Raw genomic sequence first — 15,402 nt, 5'->3', positions numbered from 1 at the left:
CATCAGGCATTGCTGGCCAGGCGCCTAGGGCTTTGCTGCGCAAGCTGGCGCTCAGCGACGTGCGCCTGCGCCGCATGGTCCGCTTCGATCCGGCGATAGAACCGGACCCACGCGAACCTGCTGAGCGTGCGACGCTGATCGACGACTGCCTGAGCAATGGAGCGTCGTCCAAAGCACTGGCCGAGGCATCGGTGTTCATGCGACAGTCGATGGCGAATCATCGCGTCGGCGACTTCGCTGATAGCAAGCAGTTCGCGAAGGGAACGTCGTATGAAAGGCCGCAACCTCATGTATTCCAAATGAAGAGAGGCAAGAAGAATGATTGACCGGATGAAGTTCGAACTGCCCGGCAAACCGGCCTACTGGGTTGCCGTCGGCATACTCTGCGCCCTGATCGGCCTGGGCATGGACATGAACATGGGGGGCATCGTGCTGTCAGTCGGCGAACCGGCCAAGTGGGGTGGCTTCGGCGCATTGATCGGCACCTGCGTCGGTCTGATGGCGGTATTCGGCAAGCGTTCCGCGCCACGCTGAACGCGCAACGCCGAACCGGCGCGTATGCGACGGGTGGTGTCCATGCGCGACGGGCGCCGACCTCCTGATTTTCGCTAGCAAGTGGCGGCACCGTGTCGTCGGTGCTCAGCTGGTTGAAGCTCACTTCATCGAAGCTGCGTGGCACGAGGAGGGGGGGGCACCGACGCGCGCGCGGTTCGGTATGACCGTCGGCCAAAAGCAGATAACTACTGAGCATTTCTGCATTGGGGCGCGGGCGGGGTTAATGAATGTGCGATGTCTGGTCCACCGATTGCGGCTGGCATTGCTTCCCCCACTACCCGTACAGCCCACGATGACGACAGCTCGTTCTTCACTGCGCCCGCGATTGCTGGCGTTGGCGGTGTTGCTTGCCACCGCGTCTCCCACACTTCATGCACAGTCCACCACCGGCGCGATCGCCGGACAGGCGCCGGCCACCGCCCAGCGCATCTTCGTTCGTAGCGATACCGGCCTCACCCGCGAGGTGACGGTCGATGGGCGAGGCCGCTTTACCGTCGGCCAGCTGCCACTGGGCCGCTACGTGGTGGAAGCACGCGATGCCGAAGGGAACGTGCTGCAGACCCGCGAGGGCATTTCGCTGACGGTAGGCGCCAGTACCGAGGTGTCCTTCACTGACGTCACCCGGCTGGACGGTGTGCAGGTCAGCGCCGACCGGGCAGCGGCTGCGATCGATGTCAGCAGCGTGGACTCGCGCACGGTGATCACGGCCGAGCAGCTGCAGCGCCTGCCACTGGGTCGCTCGGCCGAGGCGATCGCGCAGCTTGCGCCCGGGGTCAACGGCAACAGTGGCAATGGCACCTATGCCGGCCCGACCGGTGCACAGCTGGTGAGCTTCGGTGGTTCGTCCGCTGCCGAGAACGCCTACTACATCAATGGCTTCAACAGCACCGATCCACTGCGCGGTCTGGGTGGCCTCACGTTGCCCTACGGCAGCATCGACCAGCAGGAAATCTACACCGGTGGCTACAGCGCCAAGTACGGCCGTTCCGATGGCGGCGTCATCAATGCGGTGGGCAAGCGCGGCACCAATCAGTGGCGATTCGGTGGCCAGGTCACCTGGGAACCAGCGTCCACGCGCTCGGACAAGGACGATGTGCGTTACCCGGGCAATGGCGCGCTGTATTCACCGGAAAGCCAGGACCGCGAGTGGGTGACCACGCAGAGCATCTACGCCGGTGGCCCGCTCCTGGAAGACCGGCTGTTCTTCTTCGGCTCGTACGAGCTCGAGCGCCGTGAGGGCACCGACGTCAAGAATGTGGAGGCGACCAATGCCTACTCCCGCTATGAGTACGACCGCCCGCGCTGGTACGCCAAGCTGGACTGGAACATCACCGACAACCACCTGCTGGAACTGACCGGAGCCTCCAGCCGCAATGTCTTCCGGGGCGATAGCTTCGCTTACGACTACGACACGCTCACCCGCGGTGCGCAGCGTGGCAAGGAAGACACCACCAAGACCGGTGGCGACCTGTGGACGGCCAAGTACACCGGCTACCTGACCGACCGGCTTACCGTCAGCGCGCAGTATGGCGAAATGCGTACCGATGACTACATCGGCAACCCGGCCTACGACGGCAGCCTGACCTACATCAGCAGCGCCACGCTGCAGAATCCGGCGCTGAACGGTGGTACGCCGATCACCAATGCGCAGACCACGTCGCTGCTGGTCAACCCGGATCGCGGCAACCGCACCAACAACCTGCGACTGGATGCGAACTACAGATGGGGCAACCACAGCATCACGGTCGGCATCGACAACCAGAATGCCCGTGCGCTCAACCGTGGCTCGGTGGCCTCCGCCGACGGTTACTACTGGATCTATGGCCAGTCCAACCCGAACGTACCCCTCAATACCGGCCTGGGCGTGCCGGCCACCGGCGGCATCCGCAATGGTGAGGACGGTTATTACGTGCGCCAGTACATCTACAGCGCACTGGCGTCGGTACGCGCCTCGCAGCGGGCGCAGTACGTCGAGGACAACTGGCAGGTGACCGACCGCCTGCTGTTGAACCTGGGCCTGCGCCTGGATCAGTTCACCAACTACAACCGCGATGGCGACGCCTACATCAAGCAGACCAGCGGGCAGTGGGCGCCGCGGCTGGGCTTCAGCTGGGACGTCGACGGCGACGGGCGCTTCAAGGTGTTCGGCAACGCGGGTCGCTACTACCTCGCGCTGCCGCTCAACCCGGCCTTCAACGCGGCGGGCGCGACGCTGGCCACCTCGACGTACTACACCTATGGCGGCATCGACAGCAACGGTTATCCAACCGACCTCACCGCGTTCTCCGGCGCGGTGTCGGCCAACAACTACTACGGCGTGCTGCCCGATCCGAAGACGGTGGCGACCTCCGGCATCGAGCCGTCCTACCAGGACGAGTTCATCCTGGGCTTCAGCAGGGCGCTCGGCCAGAACTGGGTGTACGGCGCGAAGGCGACCTATCGGGTGCTGCGCAGCGGCGTGGATGACTACTGCGATATCGGCGCGGTGCTGGCCAAGGCCGACAGCCTGGGGTATGACGTCACCAAGGACAGCAATCCGGTCAGCTGCTGGCTGATCAATCCTGGCCGCGCGAACACCTTCAATCTGGTCGATACCAGCGGCAACTACGTAAGCGTGCCGCTGACCAATGCCGAGATGGGCTTCCCCAGGTTCAAGCGCAACTACTACGCGGTGAACCTGTCGCTGGAGCACCCGTTTGATGGCCGCTGGTATGGCCGGGCGGACTACACGTGGTCGCGCAGCTACGGCACCACCGAAGGCCAGCTGCTGTCGGGCATCGGCCAGACGGCGGTGTCGACCACGCAGGCCTGGGACTACGCGCAGCTGATGGAGCACACCAACGGGCCGCAGAGCAACGATCACACCCACCAGTTCAAGCTGCATGGTTACTACCAGTTGACGCCGGAATGGCTGGTCTCGGCCAACCTCAAGGTGATTTCCGGCGCGCCCTTCAGCGCGTTGGGTTCGTATGGCCCGAACTTCGAAGACCCCTCCGGCTACGGCATTGCCTACCACTTCTACAACGGCCAGCCCGCGCCTCCGGGCAGCCAGGGGCGGCTGCCCTGGCTGAAACAGCTGGATCTGGGTGTCTCCTACCGGCCTTCGGTGGCGGCTGGGCGGCTGGGCTTCAACCTGGATGTGTTCAACGTATTCAACCGCCAGGTGGCGTTGTGGAAATCGCCGTACTCCGAACTGGATCCGGGACAGCCGGACCCGCTGTACGGCGCAGCGACGGTACGGCAGGCACCGCGCTCGCTGCGCGTCAGCGTGAGCTACGACTACTGAGGGAATGCGCCGGCACGGGCGGCTGGCAGCCCGCCCGTGCCGGCCTTGGATGGGGGCCAGCGCAGGCTCAGGCCGGTGGTCGCACTCGTTCCTGGATGAGGGACGTCAGCGCGAGATTGGCCATCAGCAAGCCTTCCATCACCCGATCGCCCACGAACTGTTCGGGCGCTCCGTTCTGGCGCGTGCGCTCGGCCGCCAGCGCGACCTCCTGCACGATGCGCTGCCCTGCCAACGCACAGTCGGCGTCGGCCAGTGCCATCTGCCGACCTCGCAGGGGATGGCGTTCGGGCCAGGGCCGGCCATCAGATGCTGCACCGGACCCGATGCTGTGCAGGGCAGCAATGAGGGTGTTGGGGTCCTGGGTGGGTTCGGGCGAGGGCGCTTCCTGGATGGGGCGCGGCGGCGGGGAATGCGGTGTGGTCATGGCAGGCTCCTTGAAAGCAGACAGAAGCCGCCACCGATGGAGGTGGCGGACGATGCGTGGCTCGAAAACCGGGCTGTTGGGAACCGGCGGGCACGAGGCCCCCACGCACCGCCCGCCATAGCCGGCAGACGGACTGCCAGCCGACACCACTTGCGGTGGTGCCGGCTGGCAGGCGCAAACTACTTCCCAACGACGGGTTTTCGAGGCCCGGCCACCGATGCACGGTGGCGGAGCAACGATTACCCGCCGTTGTGGGGAATGCCAAGGGATCGGGGCCAATGCCGCCAAAGCCCGAGACGTTTCTGGCATTGTCGCATAGGGGGAAGTGGCGCGAGAGGCTTGAACGGCGGGGCTTTCGGCATTTCTGGGACGGATCCGTCAGATTCGTCTGTTGGAGGGAGAAGAGTGCGTTGATTGCGACAGCGTGCGGCGCGCGCCTGCGAAGGTGCGAGTGACTTTCCACCTATTGACCGTCCAGCGCGCCACGCCGAGTCTGACTGCCGCGGCAGGCACCTGGACGTGGCTGCACGCAGTACGAGAAGGCGGTGGTGTTTGAATGGATTCGCCGCCCCCCGCAGACCCCGACAAGGATCATTGCAGATGTTGCGCGACAGCCGACCTCTTCTTTTCGCGGGTCTGATACCCCTGCCATGGTTCCTGTTCTGGACCACCGTTGCTGCGATGCTCGCCCCCGGTTACAACCCGATTGCACAGCACGCCAGCGAGCTGCTGCAGGCACCCGCGCTCGCAAGCCTGTGCGCACGGATCGCCGCCATCGGCTGCGGGCTGGGGTTCGTACTGTTTGCCATTGCGCTATGGCGGGAATCCGGTCGCCGGATCGCCGTGGGTGCCGCCTGCTGGATGATCTTTGGCGTCTCCATGTTGACCAACGGGCTCTGGCCCATGGGTCATCCGATGCACGGCTTCTACGCCATCGGTATCGCGAACATCATTGCGCCGGCGATGTCGCATATCGAACTGAGGGCCTGGTCGGTCAACCGAAGGGCCTATGCCGTGACTGCCGTGGTGAGCATCGCGGCAGTGGTCTATCTATGGTTGAACCTGGTGGGCGCGGATCCGCAGGGTTTTAGGGGACTCACCCAGCGCCTGTTCTCTTCCATCAACTCCCTGTGGCCCTTCCTGGTCGCGCTGTACCTGCTGCGCAACGGCCCCAATGCACTGCGGACGCCGCCCGAGCAGCGCCTCTAAGGCCATCACATCAGGTTCTGATGATGGAAGCACGCTACGTACATGCGCGGCTGTTGGAAGACGCCGACGTATCGCGTCGGCGTCTTCCAACGATCAGTTGATGATCTCGCCACTCCCCGATGCGACGAATTCCCTCAACTGCCGGATGAAGTCCGCATCGTAGGGTTCCCACTCGGTGATCTCACCGACAATCCGCAACGGCTGTGCACTGCGATACGACCGTGTCGGGTTCCCGGGAAACTTCTTGTTGGTGACGTTCGGATCGTCCTCGAACGGCCCGGTCGGTGCCACCACGTACACACGTGGCGGTCCCTCGCCCCGGGCCATCTCCGCGGCCAGCCCGGCGCCCTTGGCAATCGTGGTGAAGTAGATGTGGTTCATCACCACGCCATCGCGATAGTTGGAGCTGTAGCCGGCAACCAGCAGATCGCCCGTGGCCAGGTCGGCCCGGGTGCCGTGATAGAACGGCCCGGCGACCTGATCGCAGGTGTCCTGCGAAACGGGTGTCCATTCGGTGTCCTGCGTCATCGCGATACCCCCAGGTTGTCCTGCCGGATCGACAGGCCGGCGAGTCTAGGGGGCCAGGTGGGCCTTGCTGCAAGGCCCCATCCGGGAAATAATCTGTAAGTGGGAGGCGCAGCGCGCCTCCTTTTTCATTCTGCGGCGCGGCGCCCTTCCAGCTCGCGCACCGCTGTTTCCAGCGCATCCAGCTTCTGGCGGGTCTTCAGCAGCACCGCGCGCTGCACTTCAAATTCCTCGCGCGTGACCAGATCGAGCTTGGCCAGGCCAGCCTGCAGCGCGCTCTTGAAGGTGGCCTGCAGTTCCTCGCGTGATTCGCGCAGGCCCGGCGGCACCAGGTCGCTGAGGCGGCGGGCGAGGTCATCGATTTGGTTCAGGTCGATCATGGGGTGCTCCGTGGGTGGCGCCCGCGCATCAGGCGCGGGCAGGCCGTTCAGCCACAAGGATACTGCCGGCGCGCGCTGCCCGGACAGGCAGCCGCGGCGTCGCACCGGGCGCGTTCAGGCGCTATCCTCCACGCCGGAAGACAGGAGATCGACGATGAAGATGGTCATGGCGGTGATCAAGCCGTTCAAGCTCGACGACGTGCGCGAAGCGCTGGCCGAGCGTGGCGTCACCGGCATCACGGTGACGGAGGTCAAGGGCTTCGGCCGCCAGAAGGGGCATACCGAGCTGTACCGTGGCGCCGAGTACGTGGTCGACTTCCTGCCGAAGGTGAAGCTGGAAGTGGCGGTGACCGATGACCAGGTGGAGGCGGTGGTGGAAGCCATCGTCAAGGCGGCCGGCACCGGCAAGATCGGCGACGGCAAGGTGTTCGTGTATGACCTGGGCAGCGTGGTGCGTATCCGTACCGGCGAGCTGGACGCAGACGCGTTGTAAGCCGTCCGGCGGGATGTTGTAGAGCCGAGCCGATGCGCGGCTGCCGTTCCGCCGTTATGTAGAGTCGAGCTTGCTCGACTCTACAAAGAGCAGCCGAGCATGGGCTCGGCTCTACAAGGAGCGGTAAAGCGGTGAGCGGAGCGACGCTTACCGGCGCTTCGCCCACTTATAGAACCGCTTCCAGCCCTGGCGCACTGCGGCCACCCAGCCGGGGTCGGCCACCAGGGCGGCCTGGGTGGCGCTGGGCGCCTGCCCGGTCACGCGCTGGCGGATCTTCAGCAGGTTCTTCATGTCGCTGCGGCGCATCTGCCGGGTCAGCGGGTTGCGGCGCAGCCAGCGCGGTGCGCGCCAGGCCGAGGTGAAGTCCAGCAGCACCGGTACGCCGCCGCTGACCACCACGTTGGTGCCGTGCAGATCGTTATGGGTGATGCCGGCCGCATGCAGGCGGCTGAGTGCGTGCTGCAGCTGCTCGAACACTTCATTGCCGACTGCCTGGGCGGTGCTGAGGGTCTGGCCGGGAATGAACTCCATGCCCAGTGCCAGGCCTCCCAGTGTTCCCAGCAGCGCCGGCGCGTGCTTCCAGCCGCCCAGGCGCTGCAGCATGCGCGCTTCACGGCGCACCATCAGGCGTGCGACCAGCGACAGCGGCGTGCCGCGATAGCGGGAGTAGTCCTTGATGACGGCCTCGCGGCCATCCAGGCAGGTGCGATAGACATCGGGGGCCAGCAGGCGTTCGCCACGCTTGAGCAGCAGGGGCGTGGTGGCGTCATCGCCGCAGGTCTGGCAGGGGGAGGCAGGAAGGGGCATGGCGGGGTCTCGGACGACCCGGTGGGCGGCGCTGAAGCGTCAAGCGAACCGGTGAGGCGGGGGAAACTGGCTAAACTTTCGTTAAGTCAATTTTAGTACCGGCAAGTTCGCTAATCCACGTTCTGTCGGAGAAATGTCGGGGCCGTGGCTGGAACAGTTCGTCGCGCACGGGCGGACAATTTCGTCTCACTCTTAGGTTTGGGGCATTGAAAATCAATAAGTTGAAGAGGAAATCCACCCGTTCAGCCAAGCGCCGCTGAACATGGCGCACGTGTGGCTTGACCCCGGCGCACGGCCTGCCGACCATAAGCTGTTCATCCGCGACATCGGCGGCCGCCCCGTTCCGGCACGTCCCCGTCCCCTGCCGCGTTGCCACCGATGCCGGCCGCCTGCGCCGTGCATCGCCCCCTGATTCCCGTTCCGGCTGCCGCCGGAGGAAAGTTTTTGATGATCAAGATCGTACTGGCAGTGCTGTTCGTGGCCTGCGTGCTGTACATCCACTTCCGTGGCAAGGTCCGCGCGCGCTGGTCGCGCCAGCTGCTGGACCACTCCAGTTTCATGGCCCCGATCAACGTGGTCATGTACATGTTCTCGAAGGTGCCGACCACGCCGTTTCTGGACCCGGGCAAGGAGTTCCCGCAGCTGGAACCCCTGCGCCAGAACTGGCAGATGATCCGTGACGAGGCGCTGGCGCTGCGCGATGCGCAGAAGATCGCTGCGTCCAGCAGTTTCAACGATGCGGGCTTCAACTCGTTCTTCCGCCGTGGCTGGAAGCGCTTCTACCTGCGCTGGTACGGCCCCTCGCACCCGTCAGCGAAGACGCTGTGCCCGAAGACCGTGGCCCTGATCGAGTCGATTCCGGATGTTCGCGCAGCGATGTTCGCGCAGCTGCCGCCGGGCAGCGAGCTGCGTCCGCACCGCGATCCGTTCGCCGGTTCGCTGCGCCTGCACCTGGGCCTGAGCACCCCCAACGATGATGCCTGCTACATCGAAGTGGACGGCATCCGGAAGAGCTGGCGCGACGGCGAGTGGATGATGTTCGACGAAACCTACATCCACCACGCGCATAACGAGACCGAGCAGGACCGAGTGATCCTGTTCTGCGACATCGCGCGCCCGCTGCGCTTCGGCCTGCCGGGCCTGTTCAACCGTGCGGTGGCCGCCACGCTGCTGGCCGGTGGCGCTTCGCCGAACCTGCCAGGTGATCCGACCGGGGGTGTCAACAAGGCATTCGGCAGCCTGTACAAGGTGCGCCTGAAGGCCAAGGCGCTGCGCGAGCGCAGCGTGGTGGCCTACCAGGTCATCAAGTGGGGCCTGGTGGCGGCGGTGATTGCCGGAATCTGGGCGCTGTAAGCGAAACGCCGGGCATCGCCCGGCGTTGCCTGCAAATGAAAAACCCGCGCTGCTGCCAGCGCGGGTTTTTTGTTGGATCAGCTCTTCAGTGCCGCCTGCACGAACGGCGGGGTCACCAGCACGCCGGTGTGCAGCGCGGCGGTGTAGTACAGGGTCGTGAAGGTCTTGGCGGCCGAATCAGCCTGGCGGAAGTCGAAGCTGCTGTCGCCCTTGCGCGCCATGGTCACGCTCCACCAGCCGGTCGGGTAGCACGGCTGCGGGAACGGCAGGGTCTTGAACGAACCGAAGCCGGCCTTGCCCATCTCGGTACGCATCTCGTTGATCAGTTCCAGCTGCATCAGCGGCGATTCGGACTGCTGCACCAGGATGCCATCGTCCTTCAGCGCCTTGAAGCAGCTCTCGTAGAAGGCCTTGTTGAACAGGCCTTCGCCCGGGCCGACCGGGTCGGTGGAGTCCACGATCACCACGTCCACGCTGCCGGCCGGGCAGTTGGCCATGTAGGCCACACCGTCGTCGAACAGCAGTTCGGCGCGCGGATCGTCATTGGAGTCGCACAGCTCCGGGAAGTGCTTGCGCGCCATCACCGTGACCTGCTCGTCGATGTCGCACTGGGTCACGCTCTCCACGCCCTTGTGCTTGAGCACTTCGCGCAGGGTGCCGCAGTCGCCGCCACCGATGATCACCACGCGCTTGGGGGCGGCGTGGGTGAACAGCACCGGGTGGCTGATCATCTCGTGATAGAAGAAATTGTCCTTGCTGGTCAGCATGATGGCGCCATCGATGGTCATCAGGTTGCCCCAGTCGGTGGTCTGGAAGATCTCGATCTTCTGGAAGGGCGACTGCACCTCGTCCAGCTTGCCGGTGATGCGGTAGCCGATGGCCGAGCCGGTGCGCTCGAAATGCTCGATGTACCAGTTGTTGCTGTCAGTCATGGGACGTGTCCTTCTGGGGTCCTGTTCGGAGGGGGTAGAGCCGGGTTGGCGGCACGGGGCCGCGTGGCGCAAGCCACATCCGGACGGATCGGCCTGTTCAGGTCCGGCAGGAGCCGGGTCACGGGCGCGGGCGCGCATGATAACGAACCTGTGGGCATATAGGCGTTATCATGCCCCCCCTTTTATTGCCAACAAGGCCGACTGAAATGACCGATTGGTCCCTCGACCAAGCCCGCAAGACCTACTCGATCCCGCATTGGGCGGATGGTTACTTCGACGTGGATCAGGCCGGGCACATGGTGGTGAGACCGACCGGGGCGGACGGCCCGGTGGTGTCGCTGCCCAAGGTGGTGGACGCCGCCCGCGAGGCGGGCGCCAAGCTGCCACTGCTGGTGCGCTTCCCGGACATCCTCGGCCAGCGCCTGGGCAAGCTGCAGGCGGCATTCGCCCAGGCCCAGCAGGACTGGGATTACGCGGGTGGTTACACCGCGGTGTACCCGATCAAGGTCAACCAGCACCGCGGCGTGGCCGGTACCCTGGCCAGCCACCACGGCGAGGGCTTCGGCCTGGAAGCGGGCAGCAAGCCGGAGCTGATGGCGGTGCTGGCACTGTCGCGCCCGGGCGGCCTGATCGTCTGCAACGGCTACAAGGACCGTGAGTACATCCGCCTGGCCCTGATCGGTCGCAAGCTGGGCCTGCAGACCTTCATCGTCATCGAGAAGCCGTCCGAGCTGAAGTTGGTGCTGGAAGAGTCCAAGGCGCTGGACGTGAAGCCCGGCCTGGGCGTGCGCATGCGGCTGGCTTCGCTGGGCGCCGGCAAGTGGCAGAACAGCGGGGGCGACAAGGCCAAGTTCGGCCTGTCCCCGCGCCAGCTGCTGGACCTGTGGAAGTCGCTGCGCGATACCGAGTACGCCGATTGCCTGAGCCTGCTGCACTTCCATATGGGCTCGCAGATCTCCAACGTGCGCGACATCGCCAACGGCATGCGCGAAGCCACCCGCTACTTCGTTGAACTGTCGCAGCTGGGCGCGAAGATCACCCATGTGGACGTGGGCGGCGGCCTGGGCGTGGATTACGAAGGCACCCGGTCGCGCAGCTTCTGCTCGATCAACTACGGCTTGAATTCGTATGCCAGCAACATCGTGCAGCCGCTGGCCAACGCCTGCGAAGAGCACGGCCTGCCCCCCCCGCGCATCGTTACCGAGTGCGGCCGTGCGATGACCGCGCACCATGCAGTGCTGATCGCGAATGTGTCCGAAGTGGAACAGGCGCAGGAAGGCCGCGTGCCGGACCAGCACGATGACGAGCCGGCTTCGATCCGTCATCTGCGCGAGATCCACGAGGAACTGGACGTGCGCCCGGCGGTGGAACTGTTCCAGGAGGCGCAGCACTTCCATGCCGAAGGCCTGTCCAGCTACGCGCTGGGCCAGATCGACCTGCCGCAGCGTGCGCGCATCGACGACCTGTTCTACGCCATCGCCCACGGCGTGCGTGCGCGCCTGAGCTATGACGAGAAGAGCCACCGTCCGGCGCTGGATGAACTGAACGAGCGCCTGGTCGACAAGTACTTCGTCAACTTCAGCGTGTTCGAATCGATTCCCGACGCGTGGGCCATCGACCAGGTGTTCCCGATCGTGCCGATCGAGCGGCTGGACGAAGTTCCGGACCGTCGCGGCATCATTGCCGACATGACCTGCGACTCGGACGGCATGGTCAAGACCTATGTCGAGAACGAGAGCCTGGACAGTTCGCTGCCGCTGCACGCGATCAAGCACGGCGAGAGCTACCGCATCGGCTTCTTCATGGTCGGTGCCTACCAGGAGATCCTGGGCGACATCCACAATCTGTTCGGTGACACCGACGCGGTGGAAGTGGTGGCCGATGCGGACGGCTACGCGATCACCCAGCAGCGTCGTGGCGACACCACCGACGTGATGCTGGACTACGTGGGCTACCGGCTGGATGACCTGCGCGCGGCCTATGCCCAGCGCGTGGCTGCCGCCGGGCTGTCGCCGGAGCGTGCGCAGGAACTGTCGCAGGCGCTGGAGGCGGGCCTGACCGGCTACACCTACCTGTCCGACGAGCCGCTGGTCTGATGCCTGCGGCAACGCCGGGCATGGCCCGGCGCTAACGGTCCTGATGAGCGCCCGCGCGATCTTCCACCTGTTCCTGCATGCCGCCGTGCCAGCCCTGCTGGCATGGCTGTTCTGGCGCAAGCGCTTTGCGTCGGCGTGGTTGCTGATGCTGCTGGGCTGGATCATCGACCTCGACCATCTGCTGGCCGATCCGATCTACGCGCCGAACCGCTGCAGCATCGGCTTCCACCCGTTGCACACCGCGCCGGCGATCGCGGTGTATGCCGGGCTGTGCGTGCCGAAGAAGACCCGCCTGGTGGGCATCGGCCTGGTGATCCACATCGTGCTCGACGCCATCGACTGCTGGTGGATGCATCAGCGCTGAGGCGGGTCGTGCAGCGCCGGGGCGGCTCTACCGGGGAGGCGGGGCGTCCGTCGGGGCCAGCGGCAGTTCCAACCGTGCGCGCAGTCCCGGGTTCTCGTTGGAAAGGCGCAGTGAGCCGCCGTGGCTGGCGGCGATCTCCGCGGCGATCGCAAGGCCCAGGCCGCTGCCTTCCACCCGTTCGTCCAGGCGTACGCCACGCTGCAGGACACTCTCCAGCTTGGCTTCGTCCAGCCCCGGGCCGTCATCGCGCACTTCGATATGCAGCCGGTCCTGTTTGGCCAGGGCCCGCAGGCGTACTTCGCTGGCGGCCCATTTGCCGGCGTTGTCCAGCAGGTTGCCCAGCATCTCCTCCAGGTCGGTGGCTGCGCCGGCGAAGGCCAGCCCGTGTGCCACGTCCATCTGGAAGCGGATGCGGCGGCCGGCATGTACGCGGGTCATCAATCGGCACAATGCCTCCACCGCGGGCGCCACATCGCTGCGCTGGTGGTGGTCCACGGCCAGGCCGGCGGCCAGGTAGCGGTCGATGCTCGCACGCATGCGCGCGCCCTGTTCGTGCACCGTGCGCCGCCAGCCGCGTCCTTCACCCTCCGCTTCGGCCGCCAACACGCTCAGCGGCGTCTTCAGCGCATGCGCCAGGTCCTCGGCGCTGCTGCGCGCGCGCGCGACCATGCGCTGGTGGTGATCGAGCAGGGCATCGAGCTCATCGGCCAGCGGCGCGATCTCCAGATCCAGCCGGCTGCGGTCGATGCGCTCGGCATCGCCACGGCGGATGCGTTCCAGCTGCTGGCCCAGGCCGCGCAGTGGGCGCAGGCCGAAATGCACCTGGCTGGCCAGCACCGCCAGCCATGCCGCGACCAGCAGGCCCAGCGCGAGCGCGCTGCGCTGACGGAAGGCGGCGGTGTCCGCGTCCAGCGCGCTGCGATCATGGGCAACCAGCGCAATGTAGGGCCGCGATGCACGTGGCAGGCGCACCTGCTGCACACGGGCACGCAGCGATTGCTGCATCGGCCCGCTCAGATTGCGCTCGGTCGGGCCGGTGGCCGTGACCGGCAGCGTCTGGTCCCACAGCGAGCGCGACTGCAGCAGCACCTTGCCGTTGCGGTCGGTGATCTGCCAGTAGGCGCCGGAGAACACACGCTGGAAGCGCGCGTCGTTGGGTTCCTGGCGCAGCCGCAGCTGTCCGTCGGGATCGATCTCCGCCTGCGCGAGCAGAGTCAGCATGTCCTGCTGCAACTCGCCGTCAAGACGGTCGCGCGCGCTGCGCTTGAACAGCTCGCCCAGCAGCACGCTGGCCAGCACCGACACCAGCACCAGGCCGATGCCCCCCACCAGCAGCAGCCGCCGCCGCAATGAAGGCTGGCGCGCGCTCATGCCTCGGCCAGCCGCCAACCCTGGCCACGCACGGTATGGATCAGTTCCACGCCCAGCTTGCGCCGCACCCGGCCAAGCAGCACGTCCAGCGCGTTCGAGTCCGGATCGTAACCGCCTTCGAAGACCTGTTCGCCGAGGCGGTCGCGGCTGATCACGCGGCCGGCGTGATGGATGAAGTAACTCAGTACGCGGAACTCCTGGGGACTCAGCGGCAACGGTTGCCCGTCGAGTTCAAAGCGACCGGCGTTGACGTCAAGCTGCAGCGGGCCGCACTGCAGGCGCGGGCTGGCGTGGCCCCGGCTGCGGCGGATCAGGGCACGCAGGCGCAGCACCAGTTCATCGGCCTGGAACGGTTTGGTCAGGTAGTCATCGGCGCCTGCATCGAAGCCGGCCAGCTTGTCGTGCCAGCGGCTGCGTGCGGTCAGCACCAGCACCGGAAAATCGCGGCCATGGGCACGCCAGCGCTCGATCACGCTCAGTCCATCCAGGCCGGGCAGGCCAAGATCGACGACCGCGGCATGCAGGTCCTCGATCTGACCGATCTCTTCCGCACGACGGCCATCGGTGGCCACATCGACCACGTAGCCGGCCTGCTCCAGCAGGGGCTGCAGGCGTTTGGCCAGCTCGGTGTCATCCTCGGCAAGCAGGATCCGCATCAGTCGTCCAGTTCCATCTTCAACAACGTCCCGTTGCGCGCATCATAGTCCAGCTCCACCACTGCGCCGTCGTCACGCAGGATCTCCACCTCGTACACCGCGTCGTCCAGCTCCACCTCCAGCAGTTGGCCAGGCTGGCGCCTGAGCGCGTCGCGCACCACCTGTTCCAGGGGCACGTAACGGCCCTGCTGCACGGCGCGGCGCGCGACCTGCTGCGCCGGGTCCGGCGCAGGGGCGGCAGCGGAGCCCGGAGTGGCCAGGGCCAGCAGCAGGGGCAGGGAGACCAGCATCGGTGACGGATCCTCGGGCGATGGCGACAGGCGCGAGCATGGCACCGCTGACTAACAGCCGACTAACGATGGCCGCTAAGGGGCTGTTAGCCGACCGCGACATCGTGGTGCTGCCGGAATGGTCCGGCCACGAACAGGAGAACTCCCATGCTGAAGTCGCTCACCCTCGCCACCGTCGCCGTGCTGGCCATCGCTCCGGCCGCGCACGCTGCACCGCTGGGCATGGCCCAGGCCGAGCAGGCCCTGCGCAAGGCCGGCTACACCCAGATCCACGAGATCGAACGCGATGACGGCCTGTGGGAAGCCGACGTCAGCCGCGCCGATGGCCGCTTCAGCGAGGTCTACGTGGACCCGAAGACCGGCGAGATCTTCGATGAGCACAACGGCCGCGCGCTGCTGCCGACCGAGCAGGTGCTGGCCAAGGCACAGTCGCAGGGCCTGCGCGAGATCCACTCGCTGGAGCGCGATGGCGCCACCTGGTCGCTGGAAGCGCGCAATGCCCGCAACCAGAAGGTCGAGGTGCGCCTGAGCGGCTATGACGGCCGCATCCTGCACAGCGAACGCGACGGCTGGCTGGATTGACCGCCTCGGGTAGCGGCGGGGCCAGCCCCGCGGGCGGATGCCCGGGGGGCGGCGCGCGGGGCCTGGCCCGCGCCGCCCC

Annotated in this window: 17 protein-coding genes; 9 read left to right on the top strand and 8 right to left on the bottom strand. The window is 66.1% G+C overall.

Annotation, left to right across the window (positions count from 1 at the left end; genetic code table 11):
- Positions 1 to 32: 32 nt before the first annotated feature.
- The 3 genes from IMX13_RS06305 to IMX13_RS06295 all read left to right on the top strand — a co-directional run bounded on the left by IMX13_RS06305 (position 33) and on the right by IMX13_RS06295 (position 3,841).
- On the top strand, positions 33 to 326 hold the full coding sequence (locus IMX13_RS06305; RefSeq protein ID WP_128988337.1) for a hypothetical protein: 294 nt from the start codon (positions 33 to 35) through the stop codon (positions 324 to 326).
- A 4-nt stretch (positions 327 to 330) separates the two neighbouring features.
- Entirely contained in the window at positions 331 to 534 is a 204-nt protein-coding gene (locus tag IMX13_RS06300; RefSeq protein ID WP_193396029.1) for a hypothetical protein, read from the top strand.
- A 313-nt stretch (positions 535 to 847) separates the two neighbouring features.
- A complete protein-coding gene (locus IMX13_RS06295) occupies positions 848 to 3,841 on the top strand; it encodes a TonB-dependent receptor (protein ID WP_193396028.1) in 2,994 nt (997 codons plus the stop codon).
- A gap of 67 nt (positions 3,842 to 3,908) precedes the next feature.
- On the opposite strand, the gene IMX13_RS06290 is transcribed toward IMX13_RS06295, so the two are convergent.
- Entirely contained in the window at positions 3,909 to 4,265 is a 357-nt protein-coding gene (locus tag IMX13_RS06290; RefSeq protein WP_128988331.1) for a hypothetical protein, read from the bottom strand.
- A 600-nt stretch (positions 4,266 to 4,865) separates the two neighbouring features.
- Here IMX13_RS06290 and IMX13_RS06285 point away from each other — a divergent pair.
- Positions 4,866 to 5,474, top strand: a complete 609-nt coding sequence (locus tag IMX13_RS06285; protein ID WP_193396027.1) for a DUF998 domain-containing protein — start codon at positions 4,866 to 4,868, stop codon at positions 5,472 to 5,474.
- A 93-nt stretch (positions 5,475 to 5,567) separates the two neighbouring features.
- Here the strand turns inward: IMX13_RS06285 and arr are convergent, their stop codons facing one another.
- Complete coding sequence (arr, locus tag IMX13_RS06280) at positions 5,568 to 6,002, bottom strand: NAD(+)--rifampin ADP-ribosyltransferase (RefSeq protein WP_193396026.1); 435 nt, start codon at positions 6,000 to 6,002, stop codon at positions 5,568 to 5,570.
- Positions 6,003 to 6,127: 125 nt separating this feature from the next.
- Complete coding sequence (locus tag IMX13_RS06275; protein WP_053518135.1) at positions 6,128 to 6,379, bottom strand: accessory factor UbiK family protein; 252 nt, start codon at positions 6,377 to 6,379, stop codon at positions 6,128 to 6,130.
- A 154-nt stretch (positions 6,380 to 6,533) separates the two neighbouring features.
- Between IMX13_RS06275 and IMX13_RS06270 the strand changes: the two genes are divergently transcribed.
- Positions 6,534 to 6,872 carry a P-II family nitrogen regulator gene (locus IMX13_RS06270; RefSeq protein ID WP_005411374.1) on the top strand — a complete coding sequence of 113 codons (339 nt, stop codon included), beginning with the start codon at positions 6,534 to 6,536 and terminating at the stop codon, positions 6,870 to 6,872.
- Positions 6,873 to 7,019: 147 nt separating this feature from the next.
- On the opposite strand, the gene IMX13_RS06265 is transcribed toward IMX13_RS06270, so the two are convergent.
- Positions 7,020 to 7,679 carry an RIO1 family regulatory kinase/ATPase gene (locus tag IMX13_RS06265; protein WP_053518133.1) on the bottom strand — a complete coding sequence of 220 codons (660 nt, stop codon included), beginning with the start codon at positions 7,677 to 7,679 and terminating at the stop codon, positions 7,020 to 7,022.
- Positions 7,680 to 8,126: 447 nt separating this feature from the next.
- Between IMX13_RS06265 and IMX13_RS06260 the strand changes: the two genes are divergently transcribed.
- Complete coding sequence (locus IMX13_RS06260) at positions 8,127 to 9,032, top strand: aspartyl/asparaginyl beta-hydroxylase domain-containing protein (protein ID WP_053520375.1); 906 nt, start codon at positions 8,127 to 8,129, stop codon at positions 9,030 to 9,032.
- 77 nt (positions 9,033 to 9,109) lie between these two features.
- On the opposite strand, the gene speE is transcribed toward IMX13_RS06260, so the two are convergent.
- Entirely contained in the window at positions 9,110 to 9,964 is an 855-nt protein-coding gene (speE, locus tag IMX13_RS06255) for a polyamine aminopropyltransferase (RefSeq protein ID WP_053520374.1), read from the bottom strand.
- Between the two features lie 206 nt (positions 9,965 to 10,170).
- Here speE and speA point away from each other — a divergent pair, with 206 nt between their 5' ends.
- The gene (gene speA / locus IMX13_RS06250) at positions 10,171 to 12,060 is read left to right on the top strand and encodes an arginine decarboxylase (protein WP_053520373.1); all 1,890 of its coding nucleotides are present in this window, start codon (positions 10,171 to 10,173) and stop codon (positions 12,058 to 12,060) included.
- Between the two features lie 43 nt (positions 12,061 to 12,103).
- Positions 12,104 to 12,424 (top strand): DUF6122 family protein, encoded by a 321-nt coding sequence (locus IMX13_RS06245; RefSeq protein ID WP_053520372.1) that lies wholly within the window; start codon positions 12,104 to 12,106, stop codon positions 12,422 to 12,424.
- A gap of 27 nt (positions 12,425 to 12,451) precedes the next feature.
- Here IMX13_RS06245 and IMX13_RS06240 read toward each other — a convergent pair whose 3' ends face one another.
- Genes IMX13_RS06240 through IMX13_RS06230 form a run of 3 tightly spaced genes read right to left on the bottom strand, consistent with a single transcriptional unit; the run spans position 12,452 to position 14,741 of the window.
- Positions 12,452 to 13,795, bottom strand: coding sequence for a sensor histidine kinase (locus IMX13_RS06240; protein WP_193396025.1), 1,344 nt, complete (start codon positions 13,793 to 13,795; stop codon positions 12,452 to 12,454).
- Positions 13,792 to 14,451, bottom strand: coding sequence for a response regulator transcription factor (locus IMX13_RS06235; protein ID WP_053520370.1), 660 nt, complete (start codon positions 14,449 to 14,451; stop codon positions 13,792 to 13,794). The genes IMX13_RS06240 and IMX13_RS06235 overlap by 4 nt, the downstream gene beginning before the upstream one ends.
- A complete protein-coding gene (locus tag IMX13_RS06230; protein WP_193396024.1) occupies positions 14,451 to 14,741 on the bottom strand; it encodes a PepSY domain-containing protein in 291 nt (96 codons plus the stop codon). The genes IMX13_RS06235 and IMX13_RS06230 overlap by 1 nt, the downstream gene beginning before the upstream one ends.
- A gap of 147 nt (positions 14,742 to 14,888) precedes the next feature.
- On the opposite strand from IMX13_RS06230, the gene IMX13_RS06225 reads away from it, so the two are divergent.
- Positions 14,889 to 15,323, top strand: coding sequence for a PepSY domain-containing protein (locus tag IMX13_RS06225; RefSeq protein WP_053520368.1), 435 nt, complete (start codon positions 14,889 to 14,891; stop codon positions 15,321 to 15,323).
- The last annotated feature ends 79 nt before the right edge of the window (positions 15,324 to 15,402 follow it).

The organism is Stenotrophomonas sp. B2 (assembly GCF_014947095.1).
In the GTDB taxonomy this organism is placed as follows: Bacteria; Pseudomonadota; Gammaproteobacteria; order Xanthomonadales; family Xanthomonadaceae; genus Stenotrophomonas; species Stenotrophomonas maltophilia_P.
This window is presented reverse-complemented; position numbering and strand designations above follow the sequence as displayed.